This is a genomic window from Streptomyces sp. NBC_01622, from assembly GCF_045209635.1.
Classification (GTDB): domain Bacteria; phylum Actinomycetota; class Actinomycetes; order Streptomycetales; family Streptomycetaceae; genus Streptomyces.
This window is the reverse complement of record NZ_CP109293.1, coordinates 7,474,583-7,489,823: the sequence shown is the minus strand read 5'-3', so window position 1 is coordinate 7,489,823 and position 15,241 is coordinate 7,474,583. Positions and strand designations below refer to the sequence as shown.

Annotated in this window: 12 protein-coding genes; 1 reads left to right on the top strand and 11 read right to left on the bottom strand. The window is 70.4% G+C overall.

The features are described 5' to 3' along the window. Positions 1-59 precede the first annotated feature (59 nt). The 11 genes from OH768_RS34640 to OH768_RS34590 form a co-directional block, all read right to left on the bottom strand. On the bottom strand, positions 60-1,553 hold the full coding sequence (locus OH768_RS34640; RefSeq protein ID WP_406459881.1) for an SDR family NAD(P)-dependent oxidoreductase: 1,494 nt from the start codon (positions 1,551-1,553) through the stop codon (positions 60-62). A gap of 150 nt (positions 1,554-1,703) precedes the next feature. After that, the gene (locus tag OH768_RS34635; protein ID WP_406459880.1) at positions 1,704-2,867 is read right to left on the bottom strand and encodes a hypothetical protein; all 1,164 of its coding nucleotides are present in this window, start codon (positions 2,865-2,867) and stop codon (positions 1,704-1,706) included. A gap of 97 nt (positions 2,868-2,964) precedes the next feature. Continuing rightward, a complete protein-coding gene (locus OH768_RS34630; protein WP_406459879.1) occupies positions 2,965-4,515 on the bottom strand; it encodes an alkaline phosphatase D family protein in 1,551 nt (516 codons plus the stop codon). A 193-nt stretch (positions 4,516-4,708) separates the two neighbouring features. Continuing rightward, complete coding sequence (gene obgE, locus OH768_RS34625) at positions 4,709-6,145, bottom strand: GTPase ObgE (RefSeq protein WP_019065547.1); 1,437 nt, start codon at positions 6,143-6,145, stop codon at positions 4,709-4,711. 104 nt (positions 6,146-6,249) lie between these two features. After that, positions 6,250-6,504, bottom strand: a complete 255-nt coding sequence (gene rpmA, locus OH768_RS34620; protein ID WP_406459878.1) for a 50S ribosomal protein L27 — start codon at positions 6,502-6,504, stop codon at positions 6,250-6,252. Positions 6,505-6,518: 14 nt separating this feature from the next. Further along, on the bottom strand, positions 6,519-6,839 hold the full coding sequence (gene rplU / locus OH768_RS34615) for a 50S ribosomal protein L21 (protein WP_006374708.1): 321 nt from the start codon (positions 6,837-6,839) through the stop codon (positions 6,519-6,521). A 229-nt stretch (positions 6,840-7,068) separates the two neighbouring features. Continuing rightward, on the bottom strand, positions 7,069-11,124 hold the full coding sequence (locus OH768_RS34610; protein WP_406459877.1) for a ribonuclease E/G: 4,056 nt from the start codon (positions 11,122-11,124) through the stop codon (positions 7,069-7,071). Positions 11,125-11,387: 263 nt separating this feature from the next. Continuing rightward, positions 11,388-12,167: a TIGR03936 family radical SAM-associated protein gene (locus OH768_RS34605; RefSeq protein WP_359612062.1), complete on the bottom strand. Its 780-nt coding sequence runs from the start codon at positions 12,165-12,167 to the stop codon at positions 11,388-11,390. A 46-nt stretch (positions 12,168-12,213) separates the two neighbouring features. Further along, the gene (locus tag OH768_RS34600) at positions 12,214-13,290 is read right to left on the bottom strand and encodes a hypothetical protein (protein WP_406459876.1); all 1,077 of its coding nucleotides are present in this window, start codon (positions 13,288-13,290) and stop codon (positions 12,214-12,216) included. A gap of 77 nt (positions 13,291-13,367) precedes the next feature. Further along, on the bottom strand, positions 13,368-13,847 hold the full coding sequence (locus tag OH768_RS34595; RefSeq protein ID WP_406459875.1) for a GNAT family N-acetyltransferase: 480 nt from the start codon (positions 13,845-13,847) through the stop codon (positions 13,368-13,370). A gap of 19 nt (positions 13,848-13,866) precedes the next feature. Beyond that, complete coding sequence (locus OH768_RS34590) at positions 13,867-14,484, bottom strand: TetR/AcrR family transcriptional regulator (RefSeq protein ID WP_406459874.1); 618 nt, start codon at positions 14,482-14,484, stop codon at positions 13,867-13,869. 145 nt (positions 14,485-14,629) lie between these two features. Between OH768_RS34590 and OH768_RS34585 the strand changes: the two genes are divergently transcribed. Next, entirely contained in the window at positions 14,630-15,181 is a 552-nt protein-coding gene (locus OH768_RS34585; protein ID WP_406459873.1) for a cysteine hydrolase family protein, read from the top strand. Positions 15,182-15,241: the final 60 nt, after the last annotated feature.

Below are 15,241 nucleotides of genomic sequence, written 5' to 3'. Positions count from 1 at the left end.
TGATAAACCTGCTCTTAGGGGTTTTGAGTAATTTACCGGGATCTCAGAGTCAGGCTTAATTAAACGCCGTCCTGGACGTCCAGCACCGAGGCGAGGGCGGCCTCGAAGCCCGAGGCCCTGGCCGCACCGGCCGTCGGGTCCTGCTGGCGGACGTCGATGACATGGCCGGTCAGCTCGGACAGCAGCACGTCGAGCGAGGCGCGGGCCACGGCCTCGGAGGAGAGCAGGGTGCCCGCGGCCTCCTGGCCGAAGGCCTTGGTGCGCATCGGTGTAGCGGTGCGCTCCGGGTTGACGCAGTTGACGCGGATGCCGTCGCCGGCCCACTCGTCGGACAGGGCCTGCGTGAGGTTCACCATCGCGGCCTTGGTCGAGGAGTACAGGCTGTACTCGGCACGGCCCCGGGTGTAGCTGCTGGAGGTGTACAGCAGCAGCTGGCCCTTGGTCTCGGCGAGGTACTTGTACGCGGAACGGGCGATCTGCACCGGCGCCAGGTAGTTGACCTTCAGCGCTTCCTCGATGGTCGCGTTGTCCGTCTCGGCCAGCTTGCCGATGCGCAGCACGCCCGCGGTGTTGATGACGTAGTCGATGCGCCCGGTCTCGGCGTAGGCCTTGGACAGCGCGTCGTCGACCTCCTCCGGGTTCTCGACGTGCGTGCCGGTGGTGGAGCGGCCGAGCGCGTAGACCTTGGCGCCGTAGCCCTCGGCGAGCTCCGCGATGTCCTTGCCGATGCCGTACGAGCCGCCGAAGACGACCAGCGTCCTGCCGGTGAGCAGCTCGCGGTAGGCGGCCTCGTCGACCTGCTCGGGGGCGGCCGTGGAGGCGAGCTGGAAGAGCTTGTCGGCGATGAAGACGTCGACGGGCTGGGTGACCTTCATGTTGTACTCGTCGCCCGCGACGACGTGGATCGGCACGTCCGGCAGGTACTTGAGTACGACGCTGCAGTCGTCGGTGGCCTGGAAGTTGGGGTCCCCGGCGGCGACCTCGTAGGCGCGGCGGATCGTGGACAGCTTGAACGCCTGGGGCGTCTGGCCGCGGCGCAGCCGGGAGCGGTCGGGGATCTCGGTGATGAACTCGCCGTCGTCGCCGTGCGTGCGGGTCACGATGATGGTGTCCGCGGAGGGGATGGCCACGTCGACGGCCTGGAAGCGCTCCAGGGCGATCACACAGTCGTCGATCACGCGCTGCGAGAGCAGCGGGCGCACGGCGTCGTGGAAGAGGACGTTGGCGTCCTCGCCCTCGGCCAGGCCCTCGCCGAGGGCGGCGATGGCGCGCTCGGTGGTCTCGTTCCGCGTGGAGCCGCCCTCGATGATCCGGGTGACCTTCTCGAAGCCGGCCTTGGCGACGATCTTCTCGACGTCGGGGACATAGCCCGGCGCCATCAGAACGATGATGTCGTCGATCGAGTCGGCGTTCTCGAAGGTGGTCAGGGTGTGCTCGATGACTGCCTTGCCGGCGATCTTCAGCAGCTGCTTGGGGATCGAGAGACCCACGCGCTGGCCGGTACCGCCGGCCAGGATCACTGCGGTGGTGCGGGGCTTGGCTATGTGCGACACAGGCGACCTTGACCTACCTCGGGACAACGGGGGAACTGGCAAATGGTCCCACTCACGGTTACCGCAGTGCAAGGCGAGTGACCTCCGCCGCATATGTGAGCGACACCTGTCATTCATCTTGCACTGCTGGTGACCGCGCGACGACACCTCTCAGCGGCGCCGCAGCCTCTTCAGACATCGGTGACCGAGAACTCGTACGAGTTCCTTCGACGACGTCTGGTGAACGGTCCGCGCTTTCGCCGGCGCGGTGTGCCGGACCGGCGCCGCGGCCACCGCCGCGAGCGCCCCGTACAGCGCCTGCGCGGCCACCTCGGGCGCGATCCGCGGCGCCGTGGGCACCTTCTCCACGGTCTTCGGTACGGCCGACAGGAGCGCGGTGTCGCCGACGATCCGCACGCCCGTGGCGGCGATGGTGCCGGCCATCTCGGCGCCGATCGAGCCCGCCGCCTCGACGGCCCACCGCGGTGTCGTGATCTTCACGTCCTGCGGGGTCGGACTGCACGAATTCTTCATATGCATGACCGCGCCGTTGCGCACGAGCTTGGAATACAGCTCGTCGGGGAGCCCATTGCCGCGGAATTCCACATTGAGCTTTCGCAGCATTTCGGTCTCGGCGAGGGTGAGAGAACGGTTCGCCGCGTCCGGAACCGGCCGCAGCAGATTCGCGGGCAGTCCGAGCAGCGCCTCGAAGGTGCGCAGCAGCCCGTCCCGGTCGCCGTCGTCGACCACGACGACCGTGACCCGCTCGGGGCCGACGGCCCGGGTCCACCGCTCCACCAGCCGGTCGTGCCGGTGCCGGCGCCAGAAGCTGGGGTTGGGCTGCTCGTAGGGCGCCTTGCGGAGCATGTGCTCCAGCCAGTTGTCGTAGCCCATGCGCAGGCCGTTCTGCACGTACTGCTGCCACTGCGAGGGCATGATCTTCGCCAGCGGGCGCAGGGTGATCAGGATGTGCACGCGCTCGCCGCCGAGCTGCTCCACGATCCGGGCGATGGCCTCGTCGTCCTCGGCGTCGGCGAAGAACTCGCTGCTGATCACCGAGGTGCGGTCGCCGGTGGCGCGCACGGCGTCGAGGAGGCGCGTCCAGTGCTTGTCGGTGGGCACGGTGTCGCCCATCATCGCAGGCCGGGCGCAGGCCGCGAGGGCCGCTTCCATCGGGTGTCTGCTGTGGGCGGGGAAGTCGACGCCGTGCTCGGGCATCGTGTCCTTCGCGTCGAACAGCGCGCCCTGGATGGCGGTGGTCCCGGTCTTGTGCGGGCCGATGTGCAGCAGCCGGGTCCCGGAGGGCAGCGCTTCCTTAATACAGTCCGTCTCCATGGTTAATGGAAGGTAAGAGTTGTTCCTGAGTTTGACCTGAGAGGAGCCTGGGACACAGATGAGTCCCAGGCTCCGGTCACACAGGCTTCACAGAACCTCAGACCACCTGGACCCCGGGATCGCCCGCCTCGACGCGGAGCGAGGCGTAGGTACTCGGCGTGGCCGTCGGCTTCAGCACGGTGTCCACGACCCGCACCTTCGCGTCGATGCCGTCCCGCCGGATGTCGAACAGGTGGTAGCCGCGGTGGGCGTCGATCACCTTCCAGTGCGGGTTGTCCGCCATCAGCGGGTCCCACTGGGCGTGGAAGGCGGCCTGGTCCTGGTCGCCGTTGCTGGAGATGGACGTACCGACGAACTCGGCACCGACGACGTCGGAGTCCGGGTCGGCGAAGTCCTCCTTCAGGTCGCTGATCATCGTCAGGTGCCGGTCGCCGCTGAGCACCACCGGGTTGCGGACGCTCCTGAAGTCCCGCAGCAGGGCGTTGCGTTCGACCTGGTAGCCGTCCCAGGCGTCGTAGAACCACTGCTTGCCCGCGCCGAGCAGGATGTCCGTCTCGGCCATCATGATCTGCGAGGCGACGACGTTCCAGCGGGCGGGCGAGTGGCGCAGCCCGTTCAGCAGCCACTGCTTCTGCTCGGCGCCCATCATCGTCATCGCCGGGTCCTCGGCGCCGGCCTGCGTGGTGGCCTGGTCGCTGCGGAACTGCCGGGTGTCCAGCACGTTGAGCCGCATCAGACGGCCGAACTCCAGGCGCCGGTACATCTGGATGTGCGGCCCGTTCGGCACGGCGCCCGCCCGCACCGGCATGTGCTCGTAGTACGCCTGGAAGGCCGCCGTCAGCCGCGCCACGAACGCGTCGTGCGGCTGCTTGTCGGGGTCCTGCGGGACCTCCCCCGCCCAGTCGTTGTCCACCTCGTGGTCGTCGAAGGTCACCACCCAGGGGGTGTTGGCGTGCATCGCCAGCAGGTCCGGGTCGCTGCGGTACTGCGCGTACCGGTTGCGGTACTGCACCAGGCTGTACGGCTCCCCGGTCCCCTCGTGCCGGCGCGGCCCCGCGCTCGACGGCGCCGACTCGTAGATGTAGTCGCCGACGAAGAGCACGAAGTCGGGGTCCTGGGACAGCATGTCGGCGTACGGCGTGAAGTAGCCGTTCTGCCAGTTCTGGCAGGAGGCGAGCGCGACGCGCAGCCGGCCGCCGGAGCTGTCCGGGTGCGGCGCGGTACGGGTGCGGCCGGTGGCGGAGAGCTGGCCACTGGTGCGGAAGCGGTACCAGTAGTCACGGCCCGGGCGCAGTCCCCGTACATCCACGTGAACGCTGTGCCCGTACTCGGGCCGGGCGGGGGCGATTCCGCGGCGCACGCTCTTTCTGAAACGGGCGTCCTCGGCGATCTCCCACTCCACCGGGACCACTTGATCCGGCATCCCACCGCCGTTCAGCGGGTCCGGGGCGAGGCGCGTCCACAACACGATGCCGTCGGGCAGCGGGTCGCCGGAGGAGATGCCAAGGCTGAACACACCATCGGGCAGCGGGGTTTCGGCTGCCCGGGCGGAGGTCGGCAGCCACAACTGGGCGGAGGCGGCGGCCCCGAGCACCGCCGCGCCGGCCGCGAGAAAACGTCGTCGATCGGGTGATACGGCTCCGGTCATCGTGAACTCCCCTGCGACGTTGGTCTCTTGGGTCACTTGGAAGCTCACAGTGCGCGGAGTCCCGCCTGTTGAACAGTAAGTATCGCGTCCATGACAAATGAGCACACAGCAAGAGACCCGTTGCTTCGAGAGCAACGGGTCTCAGCCGGTTTCGGTTACGCCTGACGGACCGTCAGACTGCCACGCCGATGGTTCAGAAGGGCTTGAACTCCTCGAACTCCTGCGCCGCCTCGTCCCGCTCGGCCTGCTTGTCCCGACGCCGCTGCGTCGCGGGCCGCGGCTCGTCGAGCCGGTGGTCCTCACCGCGCCGGCCCAGCATCTCCGCGCCGGCCATGACGGTCGGCTCCCAGTCGAAGACGACCGCGTTGTCCTCGGGGCCGATCGCGACGCCGTCGCCGGAGCGGGCGCCCGCCTTCATCAACTCCGCCTCCACACCGAGGCGGTTGAGCCGGTCGGCGAGATAGCCGACGGCCTCGTCGTTGTTGAAGTCGGTCTGGCGCACCCAGCGTTCGGGCTTCTCGCCGCGCACGCGGAAGAGACCGTCCTCCTCCAGTACGACGGTGAAGCCGCTGTCGTCGACCGCCTTCGGGCGGATGACGATCCGGGTCGCCTCCTCCTTCGGCTTCGCGGCCCGCGACGCGGCGACGAACTCCGCGATGGCGAAGGACAGTTCACGCAGTCCCGTGTGGGCGACGGCCGACACCTCGAAGACGCGGTAGCCGCGCGCCTCCAGGTCGGGGCGCACCATCTCGGCGAGGTCCTTGCCGTCCGGTACGTCGATCTTGTTCAGGACGACCATGCGCGGCCGGTTGCCGAGCCCGCCGTACTGCTTCAGCTCCTCCTCGATCATGTCGAGGTCGGAGATCGGGTCGCGCTCGGACTCCAGCGTCGCGGTGTCCAGGACGTGCACGAGGACGCTGCACCGCTCGACGTGGCGCAGGAACTCCAGACCGAGGCCCTTGCCCTGGCTGGCGCCGGGGATGAGTCCGGGGACGTCGGCGATCGTGTAGACGGTCTCGCCGGCCGTCACGACGCCCAGGTTCGGGACCAGGGTCGTGAAGGGGTAGTCGGCGATCTTCGGCTTGGCCGCGCTCAGTACGGAGATCAGCGAGGACTTGCCGGCGCTCGGGTAGCCCACGAGGGCGACGTCGGCGACCGTCTTCAGCTCCAGGACGATGTCCTGGAGGTCACCGGGGACGCCGAGCAGCGCGAAGCCGGGGGCCTTGCGGCGGGCCGAGGCCAGTGCCGCGTTGCCGAGGCCGCCGCGGCCGCCCTGTGCGGCGATGTACGAGGTGCCGTGGCCGACCAGGTCGGCGAGGACGTTGCCCGCGCCGTCGAGCACGACCGTGCCGTCCGGCACCGGCAGGACCAGGTCCTGGCCGTCCTTGCCGGAGCGGTTGCCGCCCTCACCGGGCTTGCCGTTGGTGGCCTTGCGGTGCGGGGAGTGGTGGTAGTCGAGCAGCGTGGTCACGGACTGGTCGACGATGAGGATGACGTCACCGCCCCTTCCGCCGTTGCCGCCGTCCGGGCCGCCGAGCGGCTTGAACTTCTCACGGTGGACGGAGGCACAGCCGTGGCCTCCGTTACCCGCGGCGACATGCAGCTCGACGCGGTCCACGAAGGTGGTCATGGGATGTGCCTCCAGTTACTTACGGGGTGTCTTTTCACTAACACGCGAAAGGCGGACCCTCTTCCCACCAGGGGAAGTGAGGTCCGCCTCGCGAAAGCTTCCGATCAGCCGACCGGAACGATGTTCACGACCTTGCGGCCACGGTGCGTACCGAACTCCACCGCACCGGCGTTCAGCGCGAACAGCGTGTCGTCGCCGCCACGGCCGACGCCCGAACCGGGGTGGAAGTGGGTGCCGCGCTGGCGGACCAGGATCTCACCAGCGTTGACGACCTGACCGCCGAAGCGCTTCACGCCGAGCCGCTGGGCATTGGAGTCGCGACCGTTCCGGGTGGACGATGCGCCCTTCTTGTGTGCCATCTCTCCTCAGTCCCTTACTTCGCAGCCGCGGGGATCTCAGTGACCTTGATCGCCGTGTACTGCTGGCGGTGGCCCTGACGACGGCGGTAACCGGTCTTGTTCTTGTACCGAAGGATGTCGATCTTGACGCCCTTGTGGTGGTCCACGATCTCGGCCTGGACCTTGATGCCGGCCAGCACCCACGGGTCGCTGGTCACAGCGTCGCCGTCGACAACGAGCAGGGTCGAGAGCTCGACCGTGTCGCCAACCTTGGCAGTGGAAATCTTGTCAACCTCAACGATGTCGCCGACAGCAACCTTGTGCTGGCGACCACCGCTGCGCACGATGGCGTACACGCGGATCTCACTCTCTAGCTCAGGGACGGCACCCCCGCAGTCCAGCCGCCCTGCGGAGCAGACGGCCTCTCCCGGTGGAACACACCCGGGAGGAAGAGGTTTACGGGGATGTGGCGTGTCACCAGTGGACACGCCGACAGTCAAGGTTACGGGGCCGCAGCCGAACGGGTCAAACCGGGCCCGTGGGGAGTGCGACCGGTCACATGGACCGGCCGCACCCGCCCTGGGTTCAGCCCTCGTCGGTGGAGGCGGTGACGGAGGACGGGCTCGTCTGCTCCGCCGCCGCGGTCTTCTTCGACGTGGTCTTGGCGGCCTTCTTGGCCGTCGTCTTCTTCGCGGCCGTCTTCTTGGCCGCGGTCTTGGTGGCCGCCGCCTTCTTGGCGACCGCCTTCTTCGCCGGGGCCTTCTTGGCGGCCTTGCGCGCGGCCGTCTTCTTGGCCGGAGCCTCGGCCTCGGACTCAGCCTCGGCAGCCGGCGCTTCCTCCGTCACGGCCGACGGTACGACCGTGACAGCCGCCTCCTCGGACGCGGTGGGCGCGGTGGCCTTGCGCACGGCACGACGCCGCGGGCGGGCCGGAGCCGCGCTCTCGGCGGGCGCCTCGGGCTGCTCGGCGGGCGCGGGCGTCTCGACGACGACCGGCGCGGCGGCCTCGGTGACCGTCACCACGGCGGCCTCCTCGGACCCCGCCGGAGACCCGGCGGGCGCGGTCGCCTTGCGGGTCGCACGACGGCGCGTACGCCCCTTGGGCGCGGCGTCGTCGACAACCTCGGCGACAGGCGCTTCGGCAGCGACCGGAGCCTCGACGACCGGGTCCTCCACGGCGACCGGCTCGGCCTCCGCACGCACTTCGTGGACCTCGCGCGGCTGCCGCGACTCACGCGACTCCGCCCTCGGCGCACCGGCCGGAGCCGACGCCCGCCGGCTCGTCCGGCGCCGCGAACGCCCACCACGGGTGGCCGCGGCCTCCGCCTCGGCGGCGCTGCTGTACAGGTCCTCGTCGGGCCTGAACTCGGTCTCCGCGAACGGCACCGGCATGGCGACCTCGGCCGCCACCTCCGCCTCGGTCTCGACCTCGTCGGAGTCGTGCTCGTGCGTCTCGTGACCGTCGTGCGTGTCGTGGGCGTCCTGCCCGTCTCCACCGCGCCCGCGCCGCTTGCGCTTGCCGCCGCCACCGACCGAGGTCGGCTGCTCCATGTGCACGATGACACCGCGGCCGTTGCAGTGGACGCAGGTCTCGGAGAAGGACTCGAGGAGGCCCTGTCCGACGCGCTTACGGGTCATCTGGACCAGGCCCAGCGAGGTGACCTCGGCGACCTGGTGCTTCGTACGGTCGCGCCCGAGGCATTCGAGCAGGCGCCGCAGCACCAGGTCCCGGTTGGACTCCAGGACCATGTCGATGAAGTCGATGACGACGATGCCGCCCAGGTCGCGCAGCCGCAGCTGGCGCACGATCTCCTCGGCCGCCTCCAGGTTGTTCCTGGTCACGGTCTCTTCGAGGTTGCCGCCCTGACCGGTGAACTTGCCGGTGTTGACGTCGATCACGATCATCGCTTCGGTCTTGTCGATGACCAGCGAACCGCCGCTCGGCAGCCAGACCTTGCGGTCCAGCGCCTTCATCAGCTGCTCGTCGATGCGGTACGTCGCGAAGACGTCGACCTCGGACGTCCACTTGGACAGCCGGTCGGCGAGGTCGGGGGCGACGTGCGAGACGTAGCCGTGGATGGTGTCCCACGCCTCGTCACCGCTGACGATGACCTTGGTGAAGTCCTCGTTGAAGATGTCGCGCACGACGCGGACGGTCATGTCCGGCTCGCCGTACAGCAGCGACGGGGCGTTCGAACCGCCGCCGCTCTTCGACTTCTTCTGGATGTCCTCCCACTGCGCCTGCAGCCGCTCGACGTCACGGCGCAGCTCGTCCTCGCTCGCGCCCTCGGCGGCGGTACGCACGATGACGCCCGCGTCCTCGGGGACGATCTTCTTGAGGATGGTCTTCAGCCGGGCCCGCTCGGTGTCGGGCAGCTTGCGGCTGATGCCGGTCATCGAGCCCTCGGGGACGTACACGAGGTAGCGCCCGGGAAGGGAGACCTGGCTGGTCAGACGCGCGCCCTTGTGCCCGATCGGGTCTTTGGTGACCTGCACGAGGACCGACTGGCCCGACTTCAGGGCGGACTCGATGCGGCGCGGCCCGTTGGCCATGCCGAGCGCCTCGAAGTTGACCTCACCGGCGTACAGGACGGCGTTGCGCCCCTTGCCGATGTCGATGAACGCGGCCTCCATGGAGGGCAGTACGTTCTGGACCTTGCCCAGGTAGACGTTGCCGACGTACGAGGTCGACTGCTCCTTGTTGACGTAGTGCTCGACGAGCACGCCGTCCTCCAGGACGCCGATCTGCGTGCGCTCACCGCTCTGCCGGACGACCATCACACGCTCGACGGCCTCACGGCGGGCCAGGAACTCGGCCTCGGTGATGATCGGGACGCGCCGACGGCCCTGCTCGCGGCCTTCGCGGCGGCGCTGCTTCTTGGCTTCGAGACGCGTCGAACCCTTGATGGACTGCACCTCGTCGCTGGGGTGGTCGTCCTTCTTGGCGCGCGGCTCGCGGACCTTGACGACGGTGCGCTCGGGGTCGTCCGACGACGAGGTCGTCTCGGTCTCGCCACCCGAGTCTCCGGCGCGACGACGCCGACGGCGCCGGCGACGGCTGCTGCTCGACCCGGAACCGCCCTGGTCGTCGTCCGCCTCCTCGGCATCCTCCTCGACCTGTTCGGCGGTGTCCTCGGCATCCTCGGCAGCCTGCTCGGCGGCGTACTCCTCGCCGTCCTCGGCCTCGTCCTCACCGGTGGCGGACTCGCCACGGCGACGACGCCGGCCGCCACGGCGACGGCGGCGGCGCGAACCGGTCTCCTCGGTCTCGTCACCGTCTGCGGAGTCCTCGGCGGCCTCGGCGGCCTCGTCGGCCTCCTCCGGCTCCTCCTCGACCACGGCGGCCTCGACGACGGCCGGCGCGACGGGCTCGGCCTCGTAGGCGGCACCCCGGCGACGGCGCCGACGACGCCCGCCGGTCTCTTCCTCGACGACTTCCACGGCCACGGGCTCGGCGACGACGACCTCTTCCTCGTCGTCCTCCACCGCCTCGGCGGCAGCGGCGGCGGCCCGCTCCGGCGTCTGGAACATCGGCTCGGTGAAGACGGGCGCCCGGAACACGGCCACGGCCGGCCGCGCGGGCCGGCGCGGCCCCTCGTCCTCTTCAGCGGCGTTGCCGTTCTTGGGCGCGGGCGCGGAGAACCCGCCGGCCGCGGTCCGCACGACCCGGCGCCGACGACGCGGCCCGGAGTCCTCGGCGGGAGCGTCGGCGGTGGTGTTCGGCTCCGCGGCGTCCGCGGCGGTCTCGTCGTTCACAGGGGCCTCCTCGCCCACGGGCGTCCCGGCAGGCGCGGACACACGGCGCGTGGCGCGACGACGGCTCCTACGCGGCGCGGCATCCTCATCGGACGCGGCGGGCGCGGCACCTTCGGTCACTTCGGTTACAGCGGCGGCAGCAGGCGCTGCGGCCGCTTCAGTCTCTTCGGTGTACTCGACAGCCTCGGCCGCCTGCGGCGCACCGGCGGGCGCGGAGGCGCGCCGGGTCGCACGACGGCGCGTGCGCCCGGCGGGCGCGGCCTCTTCCGCCGGAGCTTCGACAGCTACGGCTTCCTCGACGACGGCCGACGCGGCAGGCTCCTCCGCCTGCTCCACCGCGGCCTCGGGGGCAGCGGCCTCGGGCGCGGTCACCTTGCGGGTGGCACGACGGCGGGTGCGGCGCGGAGCGGCGTCCTCGCCGGACACGACGGGCGCGGCCTCTTCCGCCACGGTGGTCTCTTCAAGTGCGGCAGCGGCAACAGCAGGCACCACGATCTCGGCCGCCTCGGGCACGGCACTCGCCTCGGGCGCCCCGGCGGGCACGGACACCCTCCGGGTCGCACGACGGCGCGTACGCCCGGCAGGCGCGGCCTCTTCCTCGGTTTCTACGGCTGCTGCGACGACGGGCGCCTCGGGGGCCACCTCGGTCACCTCGGCCGCAATGGGCTCAGTGACCGCGTCGGCCTCTACGGCCTCTACGGTCTCGTCCTGCTTCTCGTCGCTCGCCTCGGCCGGTGTGGCCGGAGCGCTGCTTTCGACCGCGCCCTCGGGGGCGGTCGGCGGTCCCGCCGGGCGAGACGCGGCGCGGCGCCTGCGGCGCGGCGGCAGCGTGTCGCTGGGGGTGTTCGGTTCGGAACCCTCGGTGGGTTCGGTCGGTTCGAGCATGCGGGCGTTTCTCCCGTCAGGCTCCCGGGCGCCGCGCCTGGTCCGGCTTGGATGCCGGTGACGTCCGCGGCTCGCGCGTTGCGCGGTGCCGCCGTCCGGGGCGCGGGCGCCGCACGGGAGCTCTCTGTGTCCTGTCTCGCCGGTTCCGTACGCCCAGTTGCGGACGGCCTGGCGAAAGTCTTGTGGTCGGTGCGCTGCCCGACCCAGGTGGCTCCCGAGTCCGAGGGCGGCGCTACGACGTCCGTCCCTACGCGGAACCTTCCCTACGCCGGCGCCTTCGCGGCGGCAGCTTCGGCGACCGTGGGATTCCCGGTCACTGCTGCCTCGCGGTCGGGCGCGAGCGGGTCGGTCACCGTGCCGGTCTCTTCATCGAACAGCCCCTGCGCCAGCCTGGTCACCGCTGCGGCGACCGGCGGCGCCAGGTCGGCCACGGCGCGAAGACCGGACAGGACGTCGTCGGGTCGAACGGCAGGCGTCACGTGCCGAACAACCAGCCGCAGTATCGCACAGGCCTGGTCGGTAGGCCTATCAGCCTGTGGACTGTGCGTCTCGGAAACGGCTTCAAGGCTCGCTACGGCGGAGCGGGCGTCGAAGGTGCGCATGCCGTTCTTGGCCATGCGCTGGACCTCGACGCTCTCGGCCGCGTTGAACGCGGCCACCGCGCGCTCGGCGTCCTCGGGAGCCACCCCGTCGAGCCGCAGCTCCCACACGGAAGCCGTGAGCCGGTCGGCGAGCCCGGAGGTCCGGGCCTCGACCGCGTCGACGATGTCGAGGCCCACGGGCATCGACTCGTCGAGCAGCTCGCGCAGCTTGTCGGGGTCGCGCTCGGCGGTGAGCGCGATCTCCAGGTACTCCGCCTCACTGCCCGTGCCGGTGGGTGCGGCATTGGCGTACGACACCTTCGGGTGCGGTGTGAACCCGGCCGAGTACGCCATCGGCACCTCGGCACGGCGCAGCGCACGCTCGAAGGCGCGCTGGAAGTCACGGTGGCTGGTGAACCGGAGGCGGCCGCGCTTGGTGTAGCGCAGTCGGATGCGCTGCACCGCGGGTGCGGGCGGCGGGCCTTCGGGCTGTCGCTTGCCCAGTGTCCTAGTCCTTCGTGAGAACGGTCGTACTTCTACCAAGAGTACGTGTCTCGTCGCCCATCGGTTCCCGTCGCTCCACCGGCTGCGGCTGCCCGGGCTCGCCGAAGACCATCCGCCGGAAGTCGGCCCGCGCCTGCCGTGCGGACTCGCGCGCGGCGGTCAGCGCCTGCCGGGTGACCCGGCCCACCGCGCGCGCGGCCTCGGCGGCGGGCCGCAGCACCAGGTCCCGTACGACGTGTCCGACCGGGGTGAGGACGGTCCGGTACACCCAGCTCACCGGCGCCACGAAAATCCACCGGAAGAGGGTCCCCAACGCCCGCCCCACGGCGAGCGAGATGTGCCCGGCGACCCGCCAGGCGTGCCCGAGGGCGTCCCACACTTCCCGTCCCACGACGGCGAGGACCCGCCCGACCGGTGTCAGGACCCAGCGCCAGAGCGCGATCGCGGGCAGCACGAGCAGGATCCGGGCCGTCCAGTACAGGACGACTCCGACACCGGTGCCGACAGCCTTCGCCAGCCACAGCAGCCCCCGCCCGCACCAGTCGATCGCGCGCCCGACCGGGGCGAGCACCCAGGCGTACAGCCACCCGGCCGGCACGACGAGCAGATACCGCCCGAGCCACGCGACGGCCGCGGTCACCCCGTCGACGACCCACACGCACGCGTGCCCGACGGGAGTGAGCACGCGCGCGTACACCCACGCCAGCCCACTCCCGATCCCGCGCGCCGTCCAAGCGAGGGCGTGCCCGAGCGGGGTCAGTACATACCGGTAGAGCCACCCGAGGGGCACGAGGACGAGCACATTCGCGAGCCATCCGGCCGCCTTGGCGACGGGCACGACGACATACCGCCACAGCGCCACCAACGGCCACACGAACAACGCCTGCCCCAACGGTCGCAGCACGGTCCGCCAGAAGAACCGCCCACCGACCACCAGCACGTCCCACACCACCCGCACCGGCACGACCAGCACGAGCACAACGATCCGCACGGGAACACGGATCGCGACCACGAGACACCCCTCGGGCGACTGCGGCGCGGGCTGCGCGGAGGGTTTCTCGAACTTCACAGGGGCGTCCATATCAGTCAAGACGCCTCAACACCCCGTACGGATGCGGTACGGCACCCTCCTCATTCCCCCCTCGACCCCGGCACGGGTCACGGGTACGAGTCCGCGCGGGAGACCTGGGTGTGCAGCAGCCTGGGCGAGGTGGCGAAGCCTCGTCGGGCGTACGCGGGGATCGCCCGGGGCGAGGAGTGGACGGTGACGCGTTCGAGGCCGAGTTCCCGGGCGCGGCCCAGCACCGCCTCCACGAGCCGCCCGCCGACCCCGCTGTCCCGTTCGCCGGGGATCACATACACGCACTGCAGATCACCGGAGGCCCGGTGCAGGGCGCGCGGACTCGGTACCCGCTGGACCACGGCCAGCCAGGCCATTCCGATGACCGCGCCGTCCCGTACGACGATCATGCACCGATGCGAACAGGCGTTCTCAGCCGCCCAGTCCACGAAGTGCCGTACGAACTCCTCGCGGGAGGTGACGGGTTGGTCCCCGCCCTCCAGAATCCACTGCCACCGCAGCCCTGCGACGGCGTCCAGATCGGTGGGTTCGGCAGGGCGGATCATGAAGTCGTCCACCCGTGCATTGTGCGGCGGTTCAGCGGTCGTCGGCAGGGGGCGTCAGCAGCGCGTCGACGATCTCCCGCAGGGGCGCGGCCAGTTGACCGGCGGTCGCGTCACGCAGGGGCCGCAGACCTACGGCGGACCGTACGACGGCGACGCCGACGCCCAGCGCGACCAGGAGCTGCGCCCGCAGCAGCCGTTCGTCGTCGTCCTCCCCCGCCGGTCCCCCGCCGGACGCTTCGAGGATCTGGCGGCCGAACTCGTCGAGGGCCTTGCGGCGCAGCGCGTCCACGCGCTCGTCGCCGGAGCCGCGCAGCAGCATCAGCACGGGGTGCTCGCCGAACTCCGGCCAGGCACCGGCGGAGAGTTGGTGACTGAGCGCCTCGGCCAGACCTTCCCGGTCCTGCGGGAAGTGAACATCCCGGCCCAGAAACCGGGGAGTTGACGCCAGCGCCGCCTTGAACAGCCCTTCCTTCGAGTCGAAGTACCGCTTGATGAGCGCCATGTTGACCCCGACGTCGGCGGCCACGTCCCGCAGCGTCGTGCGGTCGTACCCGAGCCGGGTGAACCGGCTGCTCGCGGCCTCCAGGAGCGCCTGCCGGGTCGCCGCCGCGTCCCGCCGCCGGGGTCCGTCGGCCTCACTCGTCTCCACCGGCAACCTCCTCGGACAGGTCAAGTAATCACTCGTTGACATGACTACAGGGCATGGTTACGTTAAGCAAGTAATCACGTGATGACTTAGCCCGCCCCACTCACGTGTGCCCCCTCACGTCCTGCCCCCGTCCGAAAGGACAACGGTGTCCAAGCAAGCCCTCCTCGTCATGGACGTCCAGCGCGTCATCGTCGACCGCTACCCCGACCCGGCCCATCTGCCGCGCCTGAGCAAGGCGATCGACACGGCCCGCGCGGACGGCGTCCCCGTGATCTACGTGACCGTCGGCTTCCGCCCCGGTGCCCCAGAGGTCAGCGCCCGCAACAAGATGTTCGGCAGGCTCGCGGGCTCCCCCGCGTCGGCCGCCGCCACCCGGGCCAACGAGATCCACCCGGACGTGGCCCCCGACCCCGGCGACATCCTCGTCACCAAGCGCCGCGTCAGCGCGTTCGCCGGCAGCGACCTCGACATGGTGCTGCGGGCCAACGACATCGACCACCTGGTCCTCACGGGCATCGCCACCAGCGGCGTCGTCCTGTCTACGCTCCGCCAGGCGTCCGATCTGGACTTCACCCTCACCGTCCTGTCCGACGGCTGCCTCGACAACGACCCCGAGGTGCACAGAGTCCTCACGGAGAAAGTGTTCCCGATGCAGGCGGACGTCACGACCGTGGCGGAGTGGGTCGCGGCGCACTGAACTCCCTATATTGATCCCCGTACTTGATGCCGGTGTTCAATGGACCGGAGTCAACGTCGG